Origin of the sequence: Acinetobacter sp. YH12070 (assembly GCF_013419625.1) — a bacterium.
Classification (GTDB): Bacteria; Pseudomonadota; Gammaproteobacteria; order Pseudomonadales; family Moraxellaceae; genus Acinetobacter; species Acinetobacter amyesii.
In genome coordinates, this window is sequence record NZ_VOZT01000002.1 from 71,637 (window position 1) to 88,315 (window position 16,679).

Below are 16,679 nucleotides of genomic sequence, written 5' to 3' on the forward strand. Positions count from 1 at the left end.
CGTCTTGAAATGCGGTTTTTTTCATCGTATTTCAGACAGCTTTTGGTATTTCTTCACCATTTTCCATTTCGTTCTTCCATCTTGTTCTTTTAAGGCGTGTTTTTTTAATGACTGATCTCCAACCCATTGAAAATAAACTTCAACCACGAATTAGTGTTGCGCCAATGATGGACTAGACAACATTTCAAAATTTATTCTTATTATCAGTAGCTTAATTCAATAATAAAAAGCACGGTGCAAATACGGTGCAAAATAACTATCGGTCCTATTATTAATAGTACCTTTAATACTCAAAGAAAAAGATCATCGGCTTTTAAAATTGAAGTTACTTATTGCCTTCTGTATCTCTAATTTAGTAAATCCCTCACGTTGACCTTTCATAAGTATGCTTTTTAGAACTTGTTGTGCATGTCTGTTTATATACTGAAACTCGTATGGTCCGTTTGGCATTGCAGATCCATCGTAAGGACATACACCAGTACAAACCTTCTTATCATAATCTTCAGTAATCTGATGATATTCCTTTGCAAGACTCCAAAGCTTCAATTCCCTTGGATCTATTTCAAATTCACCTATATATCGTTTACGGACAAGATTTTGAACATGATCAATATTCATAGCATCACACCTGGTATGTAGTACAGAAAATATATCAGATGTAGAGATCACACACATATATATGACAGCAATGGCCAACGTTGGGAAAAGGCTTTTTTAATGTGATTTTGAAGTTTTTGAAAATTTCAGGTGAGAAAAAAAAGAGGTTAGAAAAGTTAGAAAATTATAAAACAGTATTTAGATTACTGATTTATATATATTAATTACAAATTTAAAAAGGTTAGAAAATGGTTAGATTCTGGTTAGTTCTAACCTCTAATTTTGGTTAGAAGTTCTAACCTTTTATATTATTGTTTTATATAAATATTTTAACTTTTATAACTTTTTTCTAACCACTTCTAACCTTTATATGGTTAGAAATTTAATTATTAAATATCAGATACTTAAATATTAAAAACCTTTCATTTCACTGTTTCTAACCTTTTTTAAGCACTATTGATTGAGTTGAAGGAACTTTTGATAAATCGAAAGTTGTAGGCATTCATAGAATCCCTGTTGAATTATGTAGAACTGAATTTTGGGCATTCGGCTGTGTCATGCACCAGTACTGCTGTGGCTTAGAAGGTCATCGGTTGGGATCACAAATCTGTTGAATATTCGACACATTTACTGGGCAGGTGAGGTGGGGGGTCAACCGCCCGGCTTGAACCGGATTCTGTGGTTTTAGAAACTTTGGCCAAAAAAAAGCCCTCACACATGGAGGACTTTTATTTTCGTGTAAATACTGTGATTAGCTTTGTTTATCTGGCTTCACCTGCTGTGGCCATGCCTGGTCTAATCGTTCTGCATCAATTGCGTGTCCATCAGCTGCTGCTGCGATTTTTCCACCACGGTCTGCCATTGTTTTGAGTACGAAGTTGCAGGTCTTTCCATATTCAACGATGGCTTCATGGGTACCTGAGGACAAACGTTTGTTTGTATCACTGATCTGCTTTGACAACCGGTCAACAGCCAAAGCACTGTCACTGGCAGCAGCCAACGCAACTTGTAAGTTTTTATTTGCATTTCGTTCTGACTCCAAAAGTTCTTGCGACCATGCCTGCTCTACTTCATGCACTTCATTTGCACGTTGCGATGCAAGCAAATCACGTTGTGTTTCAGCTAAAGTTTTTTGTGATTCGAGTAAATCAATTTGATGTGACTTACTTGTGCAGCTGGTGACTGAAAATGCCAAAGCGATGGCCAAGGCAGCCATCACGATGAATTTCCAATTTTTAATTGCCAAAGCAATATTCATTATTGTTTTTCCTGTTTGAATTGAAGTTGATGAAACTCTTTGAAGCGGATGATCTGATCACCTGCCCATTCGTTCACTGTGTTAGCGAATAAATTTTGAAGTGGGACAATTTCGGAATACCAATAGGCTTCACGAGCTTCACTGATGGATCCGAAGCCACCTGCATTGGATGGAATGATTCCGAGAAGTTGTGGCGGTGTACGTTGGGATGCAAGAACGTCATCGCGTGTGACATTTTTAATATTTAAGAACTCATCTTTGGCAGCCAATTCACTGATTGGAATCAGTTGCAAACCATCCTTTTTTCCATTTGGTGCATGCAGAAATAAATTTCGGAAGTTACCTGGACCACGTGAATCTTTCATCGCTTGTTTCAATGCATCCACATCTGCATCATCTACACCAGGATCAGTCATATATAGGATGAAGCCGGCATGAGATCCGTTGTTATAATATTTGCGACGAAATAAAGTGGCTGACTCATTGAGCCACATGGACTGAAGTGCCGCGATATATTCAGGCGTTCCGTAAATTTCTTGATCGACATCAATTCCTTTGATGTGGCAAACAGTACCAGGTTTAAAAATGTGTTCTTCAAAACCGTTCAGCAGCTGTAAAAACTCATCAGGTTTTTTCATGCGTCTGGTGTACTTGGCCATGAGTCCATCATAGTGGTGTGGCTCATTCAATCGATTATCGATCCGCTGTAAATAGCCATTACCAAATACCAAGTAATCAAAAGCAATGCGTTCAAACTCAGATGAACTGATCAATTTATTTGGTGTGAATGACGACACCAGTTGATTCTTTTTATAAAACACTGCAGTCGACAAATATGGCATTGCCTTAAAAGATTTTGCCAAAGCATTCATACTGATGTGTGGTTCGTAATAATTGCCACATAACCAAGTTTCATAGAACTGTGATAAGTCACGGCCATTCATCACCGGTTCTGCATCACCGAACGTAAATGCCTGCACTTTGCTGTCGGACATTAGTAAATCTCCATAGAGGATTTTTTAGATTTTGTTTGGTCATCAAGGGTCAAAGGTTCATTAGCGAACGCATGGAAAATGGCAAAAGCCAAATCAGCATGACCGATGTTCTCTGCACGTGATGCTTCAAATGTCATTTGTCTTTGAGAAGCTGTCAGCGTTTTACGAATAGCCATAATTGACATAGCCACGTCAGTGGATCCGGCATCAAATTCAAAACGACCTTTGTTGATCACATCCATTGCTTTCATGACCAATTGTGTTTTGACATCGACGCTGTAATTGAATGTCGTTAGGTTCGGGAAGAACTCAAGGACCAATTGAGCAACACCAGTGCCCATACCTGACTTGTCTAAGCCGATATATTTGACGTTGTATTTGGTTGTTAATTTTTTGATGTATTGCGCTTGGCTCGCAAAGTCCATGCCTTTGAACTGATGATGTTCAAGTAAACGGAATTTTGGATAATCAGGTTCAGGTGGTGCGATGACCACAAGCCCTGCACTGTCCCCACTTTCAGCTGGGTCATATCCAATCCAAACAGGTTTATTACCAAATGGACGAAGTGCCAACGGTTTAAAATCTTTGGACCAAACTTCCCATGAATCGACCATACATGGCTGAATGATGGACAGTGGAAATACACTGTGACCATCATCAACGAATTCACACATATAAAGATTGGCAAATTCTTCAGGACTGTTTTCGGCAATGAGTTCATCGATATCGAATAGATTACAGCCTTGGCGTTCGGCATCTTGAATATTGACAATATGTCGCCACATTTTGTCGCCACATAAAGCACCGTCTCTTAAATTTGCATGACTGGTGTCAATCTCAACTCGATTTTCTTTGGTACGACCTTTATTGAAAGCATCCCCTGTCCAAAAGGCATACGCTTCATGCGTTTTACTTGAAGGTGTAGAAAAATAAGTTTTTTTATACTGCTTTTGGGCAGCCATTGCCGATGCCACTTTTTTCAGTGTGGCAAAGCCATGCACCCAAAAGAATTCATCAAAATATAAGTCGCCATGGTATGACTGTGCTGTCTTGGCATTGGTACCCAAAAAGATCAGCTGAACGGTATTACCACATGGAAGCGTGATTGAAATCGGATCACCTTGCAGATCCACTTCAATGGATTGCATGACAAAGTTTTTGATGTAAGTCTTAAAGCCATGTGCTTGGGCTTTAGATGCAGACAAGAAAATCTGATTTCGACCAGTGGTGACAGCTTTGATCAATGCTTCACGTGCAAAATAGAAAGTCGCACCAATCTGACGTGATTTTAATAAGGCACGATTTCGCTGTTCACGCGCACGGTACCATACCTTTTGATACTCAAATAAACCTTCATCAAAGTCTTCAAGAAGTTTTTCAACCTGTTCTTCAGTCAGTGCATTTGGCTGTTTAGGTTTACGTGGTCCAGCATTTCTATTTTTAAGTTTTGGATTCAGATCGGTTTCGTTGCCACCGTCAGAATATTTATCAATGCGTGCCATGCGCTCCAGCTGGCGCATGAGCAAATCAATTTCCTTGTAATCACCAGGTGTTTTTTTCTCAAGAATAATCAGTTTGATCAATTGAGCAGTTAAAGCTTCACCGACTCGACCTGCAGGTGCATCTTTGTCCCATTCATCGCGTGTTTTCCAAGCGTGAACATTTTTATCAGGCTCGTCGATGTAATCTGCAATCGAGCTGATTCGCCACCCCATCCAATACAAAAATTTTGCTAGAAGGCGTTTGTCGAAGTTTAGATTTTTCGGTGTATCAAGTGCTTTATCCATTGGCTCATTAAGCCAACGCTATAACATTTATTCATTGTGGCTACTTTGTAAAACCCACTTAATACAAGCCTTTTGCATTGAATGTTTATGCCGTTCTTCCGATTCTGCTAACTACTTTAAATAGATTTTATCTATCGACATAGACACAGGATTCAGAAATGAAGAAATCCAAATTTTTCCGTGTTGCTGTTGCTGGATCCACGACTGATGGTCGCGTGATCGAAGCAACATGGATTCAACAAATGGCTGACAGCTACGATCCAAATACATACACAGCCCTAGGCAATCTTGAGCACTACCGTGGTTTTTCACCAAGTTCTGAATTTGGCACGTATGCAAAGGTCACTGCCCTAAAAGCTGAAGAAGTAGAAATCAACGGCACCAAAAAACTTGCTTTATTTGCCCAAGTCGATGCTTTCGATCAATTAATCGAACTTCACAATGCAGGTCAGAAATTATTTACTTCAATTGAGGTAAATCCAAATTTTGCTGATACCGGTAAAGCATATTTAGTCGGTCTTGCATTCACTGATACCCCTGCTTCATTAGGTACGCAAATCATGGAATTTGCTGCTAAACAGCCTGAAGCAAACCCATTTGTGGGTCGTAAACAAGATGCAGCCAATTTGTTTACTGCAGCTGAAGAAGCATCAATCGAATTCGAAGAATCTGAATCACCAGGTATCTTCAAAAAGTTCATGGATTTGCTGAAGCCAAAACTAGAAGAAAAAGACAATAAAGATAACGGCAAATTCACGGAAATTAATCAGTGCCTTGAAGAAGTTGCAAAAACCTTTAACGACACTCAGACCAAGTTGCAAAAGGTCGAAACTGAGTTTTCGGAACTTCAAACCAAGCATTCTAAATTGGAAAAAGACTTTACTGCTCTGAAAGCCAAATTAGAAGGCGAAGAAAATCCAGGTACACCACCTGCACCTGAAAACACTGGCAACTTCTCTGAACAAATCGAGTGCTAAAACATGAAAAAGCAAACGCTACAAAAATTTAATCATACCGTTGCAAAACTTGCTGAAAAAAATGGTGTGGAAACTACAGAAAAAAAATTCTCTGTTGAACCATCTATTGCCCAAAAAATGGTGGATACACTTCAAGAAACTTCTGAGTTTTTACAGAAAATTAATATTCAGCCTGTCGACGAATTAGAAGGTGAAGCTATTGGCTTGACTCAAGGTTCAACCATCGCAGGTCGTTCAAACACTAAAGGTGGTACTAAACGTACGCCAGTGGATCCAACAGGTCTTAAGTCTAATCCTTACAAGTGCCACAAAACTGATTTTGATGTGGCAATCCGCTACGAAAAAATGGATGCTTGGGCTAAATTCCCAGACTTTTATGCTCGTTGGAAGAAATTTGTTGATCGTGCAATTGCTTTAGACATGATCATGATCGGCTGGAATGGTATCAGTGCTGCAACACAAACAGATCGTGATACAAATCCACTCCTTCAAGACGTGAACATCGGCTGGCTTCAAAAAATCCGTACCAATGCACCTGAACGCTATATGCCTGAAGTTGTTGATGCTTCAGGAAAAGTAAAAATTGGTGCAGCCGGTGATTACAAAAACTTGGATGCTCTGGTCGTTGATGTCGTCAGCAACTTAATTAGCGAAATCCATCAAGATGACACTGATTTAGTTGTGATTTGTGGCCGTCAATTACTCAATGATAAAAACTTCCCATTGGTGAATGATGCATCTGACAATACAGATACTTTGGCTGGTCAAGTATTAGTAAGTCAAAAACAAATCGGTGGCTTGCCAGCGGTACGTGTTCCATTCTTCCCAGATAATGCGTTGCTTGTGACTTCGCTTGATAACTTGTCAATTTACTTCCAAGAAACTGGCAAACGTCGTCAGATCGTTGACAACTCATCATTGGATCAAGTGGAAGAATACCAATCTTCAAATGATGCTTACGTGATCGAAAACTACGAAAAAGTAGGTTTCGTGGAAAACATCGAAATTCTATAAATAGGTGAATTATGTTGAGTCCAGCTCGACGACACCTACTGAAAGCCAAGGCAGCTATTGAAGCTGCCAAGGCTGATGAATTTGGTGGTGTACGTCCAGACGCAAGCGTCTACCAATTACAACTGACTGAACTGAAAAATGACATCCATGTTTTACGTTCAATTCAGTCTCAAGATAAACGCGCTGAAGCGAAAAAAGAACTGATTCCAAAGCACATGCCTTATGTGTTGGGTATTGTTCAGTCAGGTGCAAAAGTTGAACAGGATGAAGTCATTACCACCATCATGCTGTGGTGCTTTGACTGTGGTCTATTCAATCAAGGTTTAAGTCTTGCTGAATATGCTTTAGAGCAAAACCTAAAAATGCCTGATTCATTTAGTCGCAGTACTGCAAGTATTGTTGCTGAAGAAATTGGTAATGCTGCACACAAAGCTTATCAAGATGGCCAAGTCTTTAAACTTGATGTTCTTGAAAAAGCCACTCAATTAACTGCTGATTACGATATGCATGACCAGATTCGCGCCAAATTATATTTAGGTATTGGTCGTACTTTCCTGCAGTTAGATCGTGGATCTGAAGCCGTTGCATTCCTCAAAATGGCGATTGCAAAAAATGAAAACTGTGGCGGTAAACCTGATCTGAAAAAGGCTGAAAAGCTTTACAAAGAACAATTAAAAAATTCACCTGAACCGATGCTGAATGCTGATGGTTCACAGGTCGTCGATGATCAAGGCAACTTGATGTTTCATCCGACGTAACGAGTGCCCCGCGCCAACCGAGGGGCAGAATTGACGCTGTAATGACATTTTTATGCGTAATTACAAACTCAATTCTCCACCCCTCAACTATTAGAGAATGACAATGACCGGACTAATTGCAAACGGCAACCGCAACAATGAAGAAGTTGTCATCACCAGTGATTCATTTTTCCCTGGCATATCTAGCAAAGCGATTCGTGAAGCATTGCGCTTTGATGGAAGTATCACTGATCAGCGTTTAATTCCTGCAATTGAATCAGCCATCATTGAAGTCAATGATCAGCTCGAATCCCTGATATCAAAAGCAGCATCACTTGCTGAAATCAGTCCAAAAACCATCACCACAAAAGGTGTGGAAAAACCCATCACTGAAGTTCTGTATTTTCGTGCCGTTGCAGCAGCTGTTGGTGCTGAACTGACTGAAAAGTATCGTGCTTATGACACCAACAACAATGGTGGCCAAAAAGCAGATGATCTGACACCAACGATTGATGATTACCGTCGAGATCTGCGCTTTGCCATTCGTGATTTAAAAAAAATTCGTCGTTTGAATGTGGAGCTGGTATGACTCAGAAATGTAATTCATGTTTCAAAGGTTTTGATGGACGCAATGGAAATGGCTATCAGCCTTGTTCATGCCTCAAAAAACCTGAATTTGTTCCTGTGCCTGGACCAATCAAAATTGATACACGCTCAAAAAACAGAACTAGCTTCTGGGGAAAGTGGTTTAAATGAAAACTGTTTATGCCATTCAGAATGACACGGTTGACGCAATTTGTTGGCGCAACTATGGACGCTCATCTGGTGTGGTCGAAGCAGTACTTGAAGCCAATCCACACTTGTCTGAATTTGGTCCATTTCTCCCGATGGGGACAAAGGTTCAGTTACCAGAACTTCAAACACAACAAAATAAAACGCAAAGCATTCAGCTTTGGGACTGAGAACAAAAATATGGCTGAACCAACCACATCAACGACTGTCGCAATTACCGCTTCTGCCGGCTTGGTATCACTCCTTCCATTCGTGAATGGTGATGCACTGTTTGGTGCAGTAATTGGTGCAGCATTTTTGGCATACACCCAAGTGTCACTGAGCTACGGAAAACGTATTTTTTCGCTCATGTTGTCCGTCGCTTTGGGCTATGCCTTAGCCCCTGAAATTTCAAACCGAACTGGTGTGAACAGTCACACTGTCATTGCTTGCTTTACCAGCATGTTTGCCTTGCCTGTTTTGGTGAAGGTCATGAAATGGGTGAATAAGTCGACATTGACTGAGATATTCAACACCACTTCAAAGTTCTTTTCTGCCCTGTCCAACACTTTTGGAAAGGAGAATAAAAAATGATGCAACTCATGTTGTCGCCATTGGCACAAACAATTTTTTCCATCGTTGCCGTGCTGTGCTATGTGGCATGTGCATTCCGTATTTTATGTTTTGATCGATTGCACCTGCAAAAATGTTCGTTTCGACTATTTGCAGTTGTTCTGATCGGTGCATTCCTTGCGCAAAGTATTCATATCATTTTCATTAAAGATCCGGTCACGATTTGGGATGCCATTCTCGCGGTGTTCTTAGTGGTCTTTATTTTTCGAAGTAAAGGCAATGTCGTTTCAATGCTAAGGAGCACACCATGAGCATTTTAAAATTAGGTTCAAAAGGTTCAGCCGTCACTGAATTGCAAAAACTGCTGATTAAAAATGGCATGACTGGTAAAAATAAGAAACCACTCATTGCTGATGGTGACTTTGGCGAAAATACTGAATATGCCGTGATTCAATTTCAGAAACTGAAAAATCTGAAAGTCGATGGATTGGTCGGTGACTACACACTAAAAGCCCTACGTGGTGAATGCACCAGTAAACTTTTAAAAGAAAGTGATTTAGTTGAAGGTGCCAAACGTTTGGGTGTGCCTGTCATCGTAATCAAAGCCATTGCTGAAGTTGAAACGCTGGGTGAAGGTTATTTGCCAAATGGTAAGCCTAAAATTCTGTTTGAACGTCATCGCATGTATTTCTATTTGAATCAGAAATTCGGCAAAACCAAAGCCAATGCACTCATGGCCAAACATCCGAATATTGTTAATACCAAAACAGGTGGTTATCACGGTGGATCTGCTGAGTACACACGTTTAAGTCAAGCCAAGCAGCTAGATGAATCATGTGCATTACAGTCGGCATCGTGGGGACGTTTCCAGCTCATGGGTGAAAATTGGAAAGCCTTAGGTTATGCATCTGTTCAGGAATTTGTAGCACAGCATGAAAAAAGTGAAAGCCTTCAGTTTGAAGCATTCCTTCGCTACTGTGAAACCAAGTCTGGTGAAGTGGATGACAAAAAATGGATGCTCATCGATGCGTTACGTCAAGAAAATTGGCACGTGGTTTTTTCACTGTATAACGGCAAAAACTATAAAAAACTTGGCTATGACACTAAGTTTTTACGTGTGATGAACCGCCTCGATCCAAACTATAAGAGTGCAAAAGCTGCATGAAAAAGCCAAATCAATTAAGAGAATATTTGCTCAACGCGATTCCTGATCTCAGCCCTGATCAGGATCGCTTATTGATCTTCACCAACAATGGTTCACTTCGCAGTACCATGGTCAGTGGTTTTAGTTTTGAAATGTCATACACATTGGATCTAGTCATCACGGACTATGCCGGTGATGTTGATGTCATTGGTGTGGTGCTGTTCACGTGGATTGCAGAAAATCAGCCTGAATTGATGGCCAACCATGAAAAAGGTAAACAAGCCATTAGTTTTGAAGCTGAACTGATTGATAACAGTAAATATGACATTAACTTCCAAATTCCACTGACTGAACGTGTCGTCGTGAAAAAGCTGCAAGATGGAAAATTAGAACTCAGTCATCCTGAAGAACCGAAGTACACAGAATATCAACCTGCCACTGATTTTGAAGTCATCGATCCATCGGGTGAAGTCATTGCTTCATGGACCACTGCTGAAAAACAAGGTTGGTCATTAGACATGCCACCAACAGGTCGAAATCCATGACGAACAATGTTGAAGAACTTGCCACCTACTTACAGCCGTATTTGGAACGGTTGTCAGTGGGTGAACGTGCCAAGCTTTCAAAACAGATCGGTCGTGATTTAAGAAAAAATCAGGGCAAACGTATTTCTGCACAACAAAACCCTGATGGTTCAACATACACCCCAAGGCGCAAACGCCTACGTGAACAAAAAGGCAAAATTAAGCGCAAAATGTTCACCAAATTAAAAAATACTGCTCATTTAAAATTGCTCAGCAATGCGGATGCCATTGCGATTGGCTTTGTGGGACGTGTTGCACGTATTGCACAAGTACACCAGGAAGGTTTAAAAGATCGTGCTGAACGTGGCGCACCGAGTGTGGTCTATCCAAAACGAGAACTTTTAGGCTTCACAGATCAGGATTTAAAACTGATTGAAGATTCATTCTTAAAACATATCAATCTTTAAGTTTTGAACATTGTAAAACTCACTTAATACAAGCCCCATCAGCTGAAATGGCTTAGTCCTTGACGCAAAGTGTTTGCATGAATGCAGATGCTAACCGTCGTCTTGAAAATATTGTTCGATTTGGAACCATCAAGACCATCAATCCGTCTAAACCTATTCCACGTGTCATCGTCAATTTAGGCGATATAGAGACACCGGAAATCCGTTGCCTAAATATTCGTTCCGGTGACGATGCAACTTGGGATATGCCATCGATCAATGAAGAATGTGTGGTCATTTCACCATGTGGCGATATTGGTCCAACAAGCTTCGTTTTATATGGATTTTATAACGACGACCACCCTGCACCCTCTGATGATCTCAACAAAAAAATCCGTATGTTTGCAGATGGCTGTGTCATTGCCTATGACGTTGCAGCACATCATTTATCTGCTGTTTTACCTTCAGGTGGCACAGCTGTTTTGACTGCTGATGGTGGTGTCACTGTCAACGGTGATACGACCATCAATGGAAATTTACAAGTGAATGGCAGTACGGCTATGACAGGAAACAATACCGTTGGTGGCAGTCAGTTAGTTCAAGGCAGCAGTCATTCTTCAGGAACATTCAGTTCAGATGGTGATGTCACTGCAAGTGGTATCAGTCTCACTGGCCATACTCACCCGGGTGATAGCGGTGGTACCACTGGAGGACCACAGTAATGATGTCACGTGAAAGCGGTCGTGAACTCGAAACTGAAATTGATCAAATACGTCAATCCATTCAGGACATTTTGACCACGCCCATTGGTACCCGAATCATGCGTCGTGAATATGGTTCATTGCTGCCACAGCTCATTGACTCCCCTTTCAATGAAATCACCTTGCTTCAACTCTATGCAGCAACAGCAACAGCATTACTGCAGTGGGAAGATCGAATCACCTTAAATTCAGTGTCGATCAATCAGATTGGTCGTGGCTCATTTGAATTGGAAATTGACTGCAATGTGGTCGACAACAATCAGCAACAGTCTTTAAGCATTCCACTTAACTTTGGATCTACGTTATGAGTGTCGATTTTAACCAGCTCACACCACCCAAAGCGGTGGAAGAACTCGATTTTGAAACTATTTTTAATGAGCGCAAAGAAGCCCTGATTGCGCTATGGCCAAGCAACAAACAAAACCAAATTCGTAAGACCTTGGAACGTGAAAGCGAACCACTCACCAAGCTTTTACAAGAAAACGTTTATCGTGAAGTTCTACTTCGCTCAAAGCTCAATGCCCAATATCGCGCAGTGCTTTTGGCTTATGCAGAAAAAGAAGATCTTGATAACAAAGTTGCTGACTATGGCATTCAGCGTCTTATTATTTCGCCTGAAGATTTAACCACAACACCACCGACACCAGCGGTTTATGAAAGTGATGAAGATCTACGCTACCGAGCAAGCAAAGCATTTGATGCTTTATCCGTTGCAGGTCCAACGTCAGCGTATGAATTCCATTCACTCAGTGCTGATGGTCGTGTGGCCGATGCTTATGCATCCTCACCTGCACCGTCCCAGGCACTGATCACTATTTTGCAACGTGATTCTGAAAATGGTGCTGCTTCACCAGAACTATGTCAGAAAGTTTACGATTATGTATCAGGTGAAAAACTTCGACCTACAGCTGACCGTGTTACGGTTCAATCCGCTGGCATTATCGAATATCAAATTCAAGCCGTTCTTCACCACAATAATCTTCCTGAAACAGATCCAGTGCTTGAAGAAGCAATTGCCAATATGAATGCGTTTATTAATTCTCCAAAACGTATCGGTCAAAGCATTTACTTGTCAGCCATATTTAAACAATTGCATGTTTCAGGTGTTGAACGTGTTGAATTGATCAGCCCATCTGCAGACGTTTTGGTCACAGCATTTGAAGCATCGTTTTGTACTGGTGTGAATGTCACCATCGCGGAGGGTTAATGAAAAACTTACTCCCTCCAAACAGTACCGATCTTGAACGTAAAGTTGCTGAAGAACTCGGCAATAATTCAAATCTGCCTGCAAATTTACGTAGTCTTGTCACCTTGAATGATGTACCAAGCCAATTCTTACCACACTTGGCTTGGGAAAACAGTGTTGACCGTTGGCAGCAAGATTGGCCTGAAGAAGTCAAAAAACAGCAGATCAAGGCCAGTTTTGAGGTTCACAAATACAAAGGCACCAATTACGCCCTGCGTAAAATTGTCGAAGCTTTTGGTTATAGCGTCACCATTTATGAATGGTGGCAAGAAGTACCAATGAATGAACCTGGCACATTTCAGATCGCCATTGATACCAATAACCAGTCTTTAACTGAACAGGGCCTGAATACTTTACTTCAGCTCATTGATGATGCTCGACCACTTACACGCCATTGCAAACATATACAAATCAATGTCACACCCAGCTATGCACAGATCTATGCCTTAGCAGGCAGTTATAGCGGCGACGATACGACCATTTTTCCAGAAGTCCAGGATGCCATTATTTCAGCAATTCCAATTTGGGCTTTCTATGAACAAACAGAAACAGAAGTCTACCCATTCGGAGCTCAAGCATGAGTTACTACACTAAGATTACGAAAGCAGGTTTAGCAGCAATTACCGCTGCAATGAATAATAGTTCTAAAGTTCCTATTACTTATATGGCCTTTGGTGACGGTAATGGATCTATCCCTGAGCCTGATGAAAATGCGACTTCATTAGTCAATGAGGTTTATCGTGTTGGTGTGAATAAAGTTGAAATTCATAGTAAGAACCCCAATTGGTTAGTCTGTGAAGCAATCATTCCTTCTGCCGTAGGTGGTTTTAATATTCGTGAAGTGGCTCTCTATGACAGTACTGGTAATACCATGTTGGCAATTGCAAGTTACCCACCAACGTATAAACCAACGGTTGAAGAAGGTGCAGCAAAAATTCAAACGATTCGGATTGTGATTCAAGTCGACAACTCTGGAAACTTTGAATTAATTATCGATCCTGATGTTGTGCTAGCTACAGTTGAATTAGTTGAACAAAAAATTAATAAGAATAATTATCGTAGAGTTTCTTTTGCAGAATACGGAATTTCTTCAGAAAAGTCACCTGAAGAAAACTATCAAAATCTGTTTAAGTTAATTAATGCTTTTCCTGAAGAAAACGCTTTAGATATTTTTGTCAATCCAGGTCAATATAAGTTTAGCAAAGGTGTTTTTATAACAAGACCACATTATATCCACGGTATTGGTGTAGGTGAGTTATCTACTTCAATTCTTGATTTTGAACATGCCATCCCTGTCGGTACCAAAAATTATAAAAGTGGAATATTTATCATTCATCCAAGTGTTATTGATGATAATTCTGGCAACGGAGCTAATTTACCTATAGGTCAAATTGGATTGAGTGGAACGGGTTCAACCATTGAAAATGTTAAGGTGTTGAAATCCAGCGAACATGGAATCATCAAAAATGCTCCATCTTATTTAAAAGGTGTGGGTTCAATGAACAACCAAAAACACGGAATTTTAACAGTTGCTAATACCGATTTTGAATATTTTGGCATTATCCGTGGAATTGCAAATCAAGGGACTAATACAGAGTGCGCAGCTCTATTTAATGGATGGTCAGGAATTGTTGAGATTGGTAGCGATGCAAACGTAATTAAGAACGATACATGTTTATCTGCATACAATAATCATTTTGGTTTTTATGATGCATCTTTACTGGGTGGTGTTTGTATAAATAATCAGGCCCATGTAAATATTTTGGGTGACTACGTTCAGCAAGGAGCTCCTCATGATAACAGCGGATTAACAGTAACCCCATCCAAAACTGTATACATTGGAAACTATGCTGAACAACAACGAGACAGCACTTACTCAACTAATGGAAGATCAATAATTCTAGGAGCTACAGGTGCACAACCTGGTCCTCATAATACAAACGTTATTAATCCTTCTGTCGTGGGCCCATATACTCTTAAAAGATTTTCAGTAACCAACGACCTTCAATCTGTCTACGATGGGAAAGGTGGTGATTTTGCCTCTTTATCGGAGCAAGAACTTAGATTTGGAACTGATGCCGTAACTGATAATGCATTAAAAATGTTCATGCATGGAAAAAGATTTTCAATCGGAGATCTAGACTCAGCTGCAATTACATTATTTTTAGAAGATTTTAATAGAACTCTTTTAACAAGTAGACCTTGGTTTTCAAATGGAATAACCATGGGAACTTATCATTATCAGGGAGTATCGACTACAAAGCCGACTGATGGCATCTGGGATATCGGTAATATATTATGGAACGAGTCAAGTGTGATTGGTGCTCCAATTGGCTGGTCATGTTCTGATAGTTCAGGATCAGGAACGTGGCAAGAAATTGGTCAATCTGGTATTCCAAAATTACAATCTAGTCAGATTTTGGATAAATCTCATGATATTAACTTGCAAAATAAGTTTTTCGGTAAAGAAATATTTAATACTACTACCAACAAATTTATGAGATCACTGGGTGATCAGGATATAAGTGATTGGTTAGCTACTGACAACACAATACTGACACCACAGTGACATTGTAAAACCCACTTAATACAAGCCCATACACTTGGGCTTTATTCATCCACATGCAAGCCTGTTTGTTGAAATAAAACCTCAATAAACAGGCTTTTTTTATGGCAGATTCATACCACCACGGACTGCGTGTCGTTGAAATCAACGAAGGTACACGTCCGATCCGAACCATTGCCACTGCTGTTCAAGGACTCATTGCAACTGCAGAAGATGCAGATGCAACCGTTTTCCCATTGAATACGCCAGTGCTCATTACCAACACCCAAGCTGCAGTTGCAAAAGCCGGTACCAACGGCACACTAAAAACAGCACTGCAAGCCATGGCCAACCAAGCGAATTCAATCTGCGTCGTGGTACGTGTTGCAGCTGCTGAAGATGAAGCAGCACAAACAGCAAACGTCATTGGTACCGTAGACGCTACTGGTAAATATACCGGTGCAAAAGCATTGCTATTAGCGAAATCAAAACTAGGCGTACAGCCACGCATCATTGGTGCACCAGGTTTAGATACTCAAGCTGTTGCCACTGAACTTGCAACCATTGCACAAAAACTTCGTGCATTTGCCTATGTCTATGCTTGGGGATGCAAAACCAAAGAAGAAGTCGTTGCCTATCGTGATGCGTTTGCAGCGCGTGAACTCATGGTGATTTGGCCAAACTTCGTGGCATTCAATGTCGATACAGCGCAAACCGAAACTGTACCTGCAGTTGCAGTGGCGATGGGCTTACGTGCCAAGATCGACAACGAAATCGGTTGGCATAAAACCCTATCAAACGTAGCGGTGAACGGTGTGACAGGTATCGATGCCGATGTGACTTGGGACCTTCAAGACCCTGCAACCGATGCTGGCTATCTCAATAGCAATGAAATCACCACACTGATTCAGCATGACGGCTTCCGTTTATGGGGCTCACGTACCTGTTCAGATGATCCACTCTTTGCTTTTGAAAACTACACACGTACAGCACAGATCATGGCTGACACGATTGCAGAAGCACACATGTGGGCCATTGATAAACCAATGCACGGTTCACTGGTCAACGACATGTTGGAAGGCATCAAAGCCAAACAACGTGAATGGACACGCCTAGGCTATCTGATGGGTGGCGATGCTTGGTATGACCCAGAGCTAAACTCAAAAGACACGCTCAAAGCCGGCAAATTGTATATCGACTATGACTATACCCCAGTGCCACCGCTTGAAGACCTTACCTTCCGTCAGCGTATTACAGACAGCTATTTGGCTGACTTCGCTTCAACGATCACTGCATAGGAGCTG

At 40.8% G+C, this 16,679-nt stretch carries 20 protein-coding genes; 16 read left to right on the forward strand and 4 right to left on the reverse strand.

Annotated elements, in window-relative coordinates; all coding sequences use genetic code 11:
• Positions 1-303 precede the first annotated feature (303 nt).
• The 4 genes from FTU17_RS01115 to FTU17_RS01130 all read right to left on the reverse strand — a co-directional run bounded on the left by FTU17_RS01115 (position 304) and on the right by FTU17_RS01130 (position 4,637).
• Complete coding sequence (locus FTU17_RS01115) at positions 304-618, reverse strand: hypothetical protein (protein ID WP_180134514.1); 315 nt, start codon at positions 616-618, stop codon at positions 304-306.
• 730 nt (positions 619-1,348) lie between these two features.
• A complete protein-coding gene (locus FTU17_RS01120) occupies positions 1,349-1,855 on the reverse strand; it encodes a hypothetical protein (protein WP_137311832.1) in 507 nt (168 codons plus the stop codon).
• A complete protein-coding gene (locus tag FTU17_RS01125; protein WP_137311831.1) occupies positions 1,855-2,850 on the reverse strand; it encodes a phage portal protein in 996 nt (331 codons plus the stop codon). Before FTU17_RS01125 ends, FTU17_RS01120 begins: the two co-directional genes overlap by 1 nt.
• Entirely contained in the window at positions 2,850-4,637 is a 1,788-nt protein-coding gene (locus FTU17_RS01130; RefSeq protein WP_180134515.1) for a terminase large subunit domain-containing protein, read from the reverse strand. The genes FTU17_RS01125 and FTU17_RS01130 overlap by 1 nt, the downstream gene beginning before the upstream one ends.
• A 158-nt stretch (positions 4,638-4,795) precedes the next feature.
• Between FTU17_RS01130 and FTU17_RS01135 the strand changes: the two genes are divergently transcribed.
• From FTU17_RS01135 to FTU17_RS01210, 16 genes are all read left to right on the forward strand, one after another.
• Entirely contained in the window at positions 4,796-5,614 is an 819-nt protein-coding gene (locus FTU17_RS01135; RefSeq protein WP_180134516.1) for a GPO family capsid scaffolding protein, read from the forward strand.
• Positions 5,615-5,617: 3 nt separating this feature from the next.
• Positions 5,618-6,628, forward strand: coding sequence for a phage major capsid protein, P2 family (locus tag FTU17_RS01140; protein WP_180134517.1), 1,011 nt, complete (start codon positions 5,618-5,620; stop codon positions 6,626-6,628).
• An 11-nt stretch (positions 6,629-6,639) separates the two neighbouring features.
• The gene (gene gpM, locus FTU17_RS01145) at positions 6,640-7,386 is read left to right on the forward strand and encodes a phage terminase small subunit (RefSeq protein ID WP_180134518.1); all 747 of its coding nucleotides are present in this window, start codon (positions 6,640-6,642) and stop codon (positions 7,384-7,386) included.
• A 103-nt stretch (positions 7,387-7,489) separates the two neighbouring features.
• Positions 7,490-7,954 carry a head completion/stabilization protein gene (locus tag FTU17_RS01150; protein WP_180134519.1) on the forward strand — a complete coding sequence of 155 codons (465 nt, stop codon included), beginning with the start codon at positions 7,490-7,492 and terminating at the stop codon, positions 7,952-7,954.
• A gap of 163 nt (positions 7,955-8,117) precedes the next feature.
• Positions 8,118-8,327: a tail protein X gene (locus FTU17_RS01155; RefSeq protein ID WP_004670236.1), complete on the forward strand. Its 210-nt coding sequence runs from the start codon at positions 8,118-8,120 to the stop codon at positions 8,325-8,327.
• 10 nt (positions 8,328-8,337) lie between these two features.
• Positions 8,338-8,730 carry a putative holin gene (locus tag FTU17_RS01160; protein WP_002060577.1) on the forward strand — a complete coding sequence of 131 codons (393 nt, stop codon included), beginning with the start codon at positions 8,338-8,340 and terminating at the stop codon, positions 8,728-8,730.
• The gene (locus FTU17_RS01165) at positions 8,727-9,020 is read left to right on the forward strand and encodes a phage holin family protein (protein ID WP_002060568.1); all 294 of its coding nucleotides are present in this window, start codon (positions 8,727-8,729) and stop codon (positions 9,018-9,020) included. The genes FTU17_RS01160 and FTU17_RS01165 overlap by 4 nt, the downstream gene beginning before the upstream one ends.
• Complete coding sequence (locus tag FTU17_RS01170; protein ID WP_180134520.1) at positions 9,017-9,874, forward strand: N-acetylmuramidase family protein; 858 nt, start codon at positions 9,017-9,019, stop codon at positions 9,872-9,874. Before FTU17_RS01165 ends, FTU17_RS01170 begins: the two co-directional genes overlap by 4 nt.
• Entirely contained in the window at positions 9,871-10,398 is a 528-nt protein-coding gene (locus tag FTU17_RS01175; RefSeq protein WP_004670232.1) for a phage tail protein, read from the forward strand. The genes FTU17_RS01170 and FTU17_RS01175 overlap by 4 nt, the downstream gene beginning before the upstream one ends.
• Positions 10,395-10,844, forward strand: coding sequence for a phage virion morphogenesis protein (locus FTU17_RS01180; RefSeq protein WP_002060551.1), 450 nt, complete (start codon positions 10,395-10,397; stop codon positions 10,842-10,844). The genes FTU17_RS01175 and FTU17_RS01180 overlap by 4 nt, the downstream gene beginning before the upstream one ends.
• 77 nt (positions 10,845-10,921) lie before the next feature.
• Positions 10,922-11,545, forward strand: coding sequence for a phage baseplate assembly protein V (locus FTU17_RS01185; protein ID WP_180134521.1), 624 nt, complete (start codon positions 10,922-10,924; stop codon positions 11,543-11,545).
• Positions 11,545-11,892: a GPW/gp25 family protein gene (locus tag FTU17_RS01190; protein WP_004670230.1), complete on the forward strand. Its 348-nt coding sequence runs from the start codon at positions 11,545-11,547 to the stop codon at positions 11,890-11,892. Before FTU17_RS01185 ends, FTU17_RS01190 begins: the two co-directional genes overlap by 1 nt.
• A complete protein-coding gene (locus tag FTU17_RS01195; protein ID WP_180134522.1) occupies positions 11,889-12,791 on the forward strand; it encodes a baseplate J/gp47 family protein in 903 nt (300 codons plus the stop codon). Before FTU17_RS01190 ends, FTU17_RS01195 begins: the two co-directional genes overlap by 4 nt.
• On the forward strand, positions 12,791-13,411 hold the full coding sequence (locus FTU17_RS01200) for a phage tail protein I (protein WP_180134523.1): 621 nt from the start codon (positions 12,791-12,793) through the stop codon (positions 13,409-13,411). Before FTU17_RS01195 ends, FTU17_RS01200 begins: the two co-directional genes overlap by 1 nt.
• Positions 13,408-15,399, forward strand: a complete 1,992-nt coding sequence (locus tag FTU17_RS01205) for a phage tail protein (RefSeq protein ID WP_180134524.1) — start codon at positions 13,408-13,410, stop codon at positions 15,397-15,399. The genes FTU17_RS01200 and FTU17_RS01205 overlap by 4 nt, the downstream gene beginning before the upstream one ends.
• Before the next feature lie 101 nt (positions 15,400-15,500).
• Complete coding sequence (locus FTU17_RS01210) at positions 15,501-16,673, forward strand: phage tail sheath protein (protein ID WP_180134525.1); 1,173 nt, start codon at positions 15,501-15,503, stop codon at positions 16,671-16,673.
• The last annotated feature ends 6 nt before the right edge of the window (positions 16,674-16,679 follow it).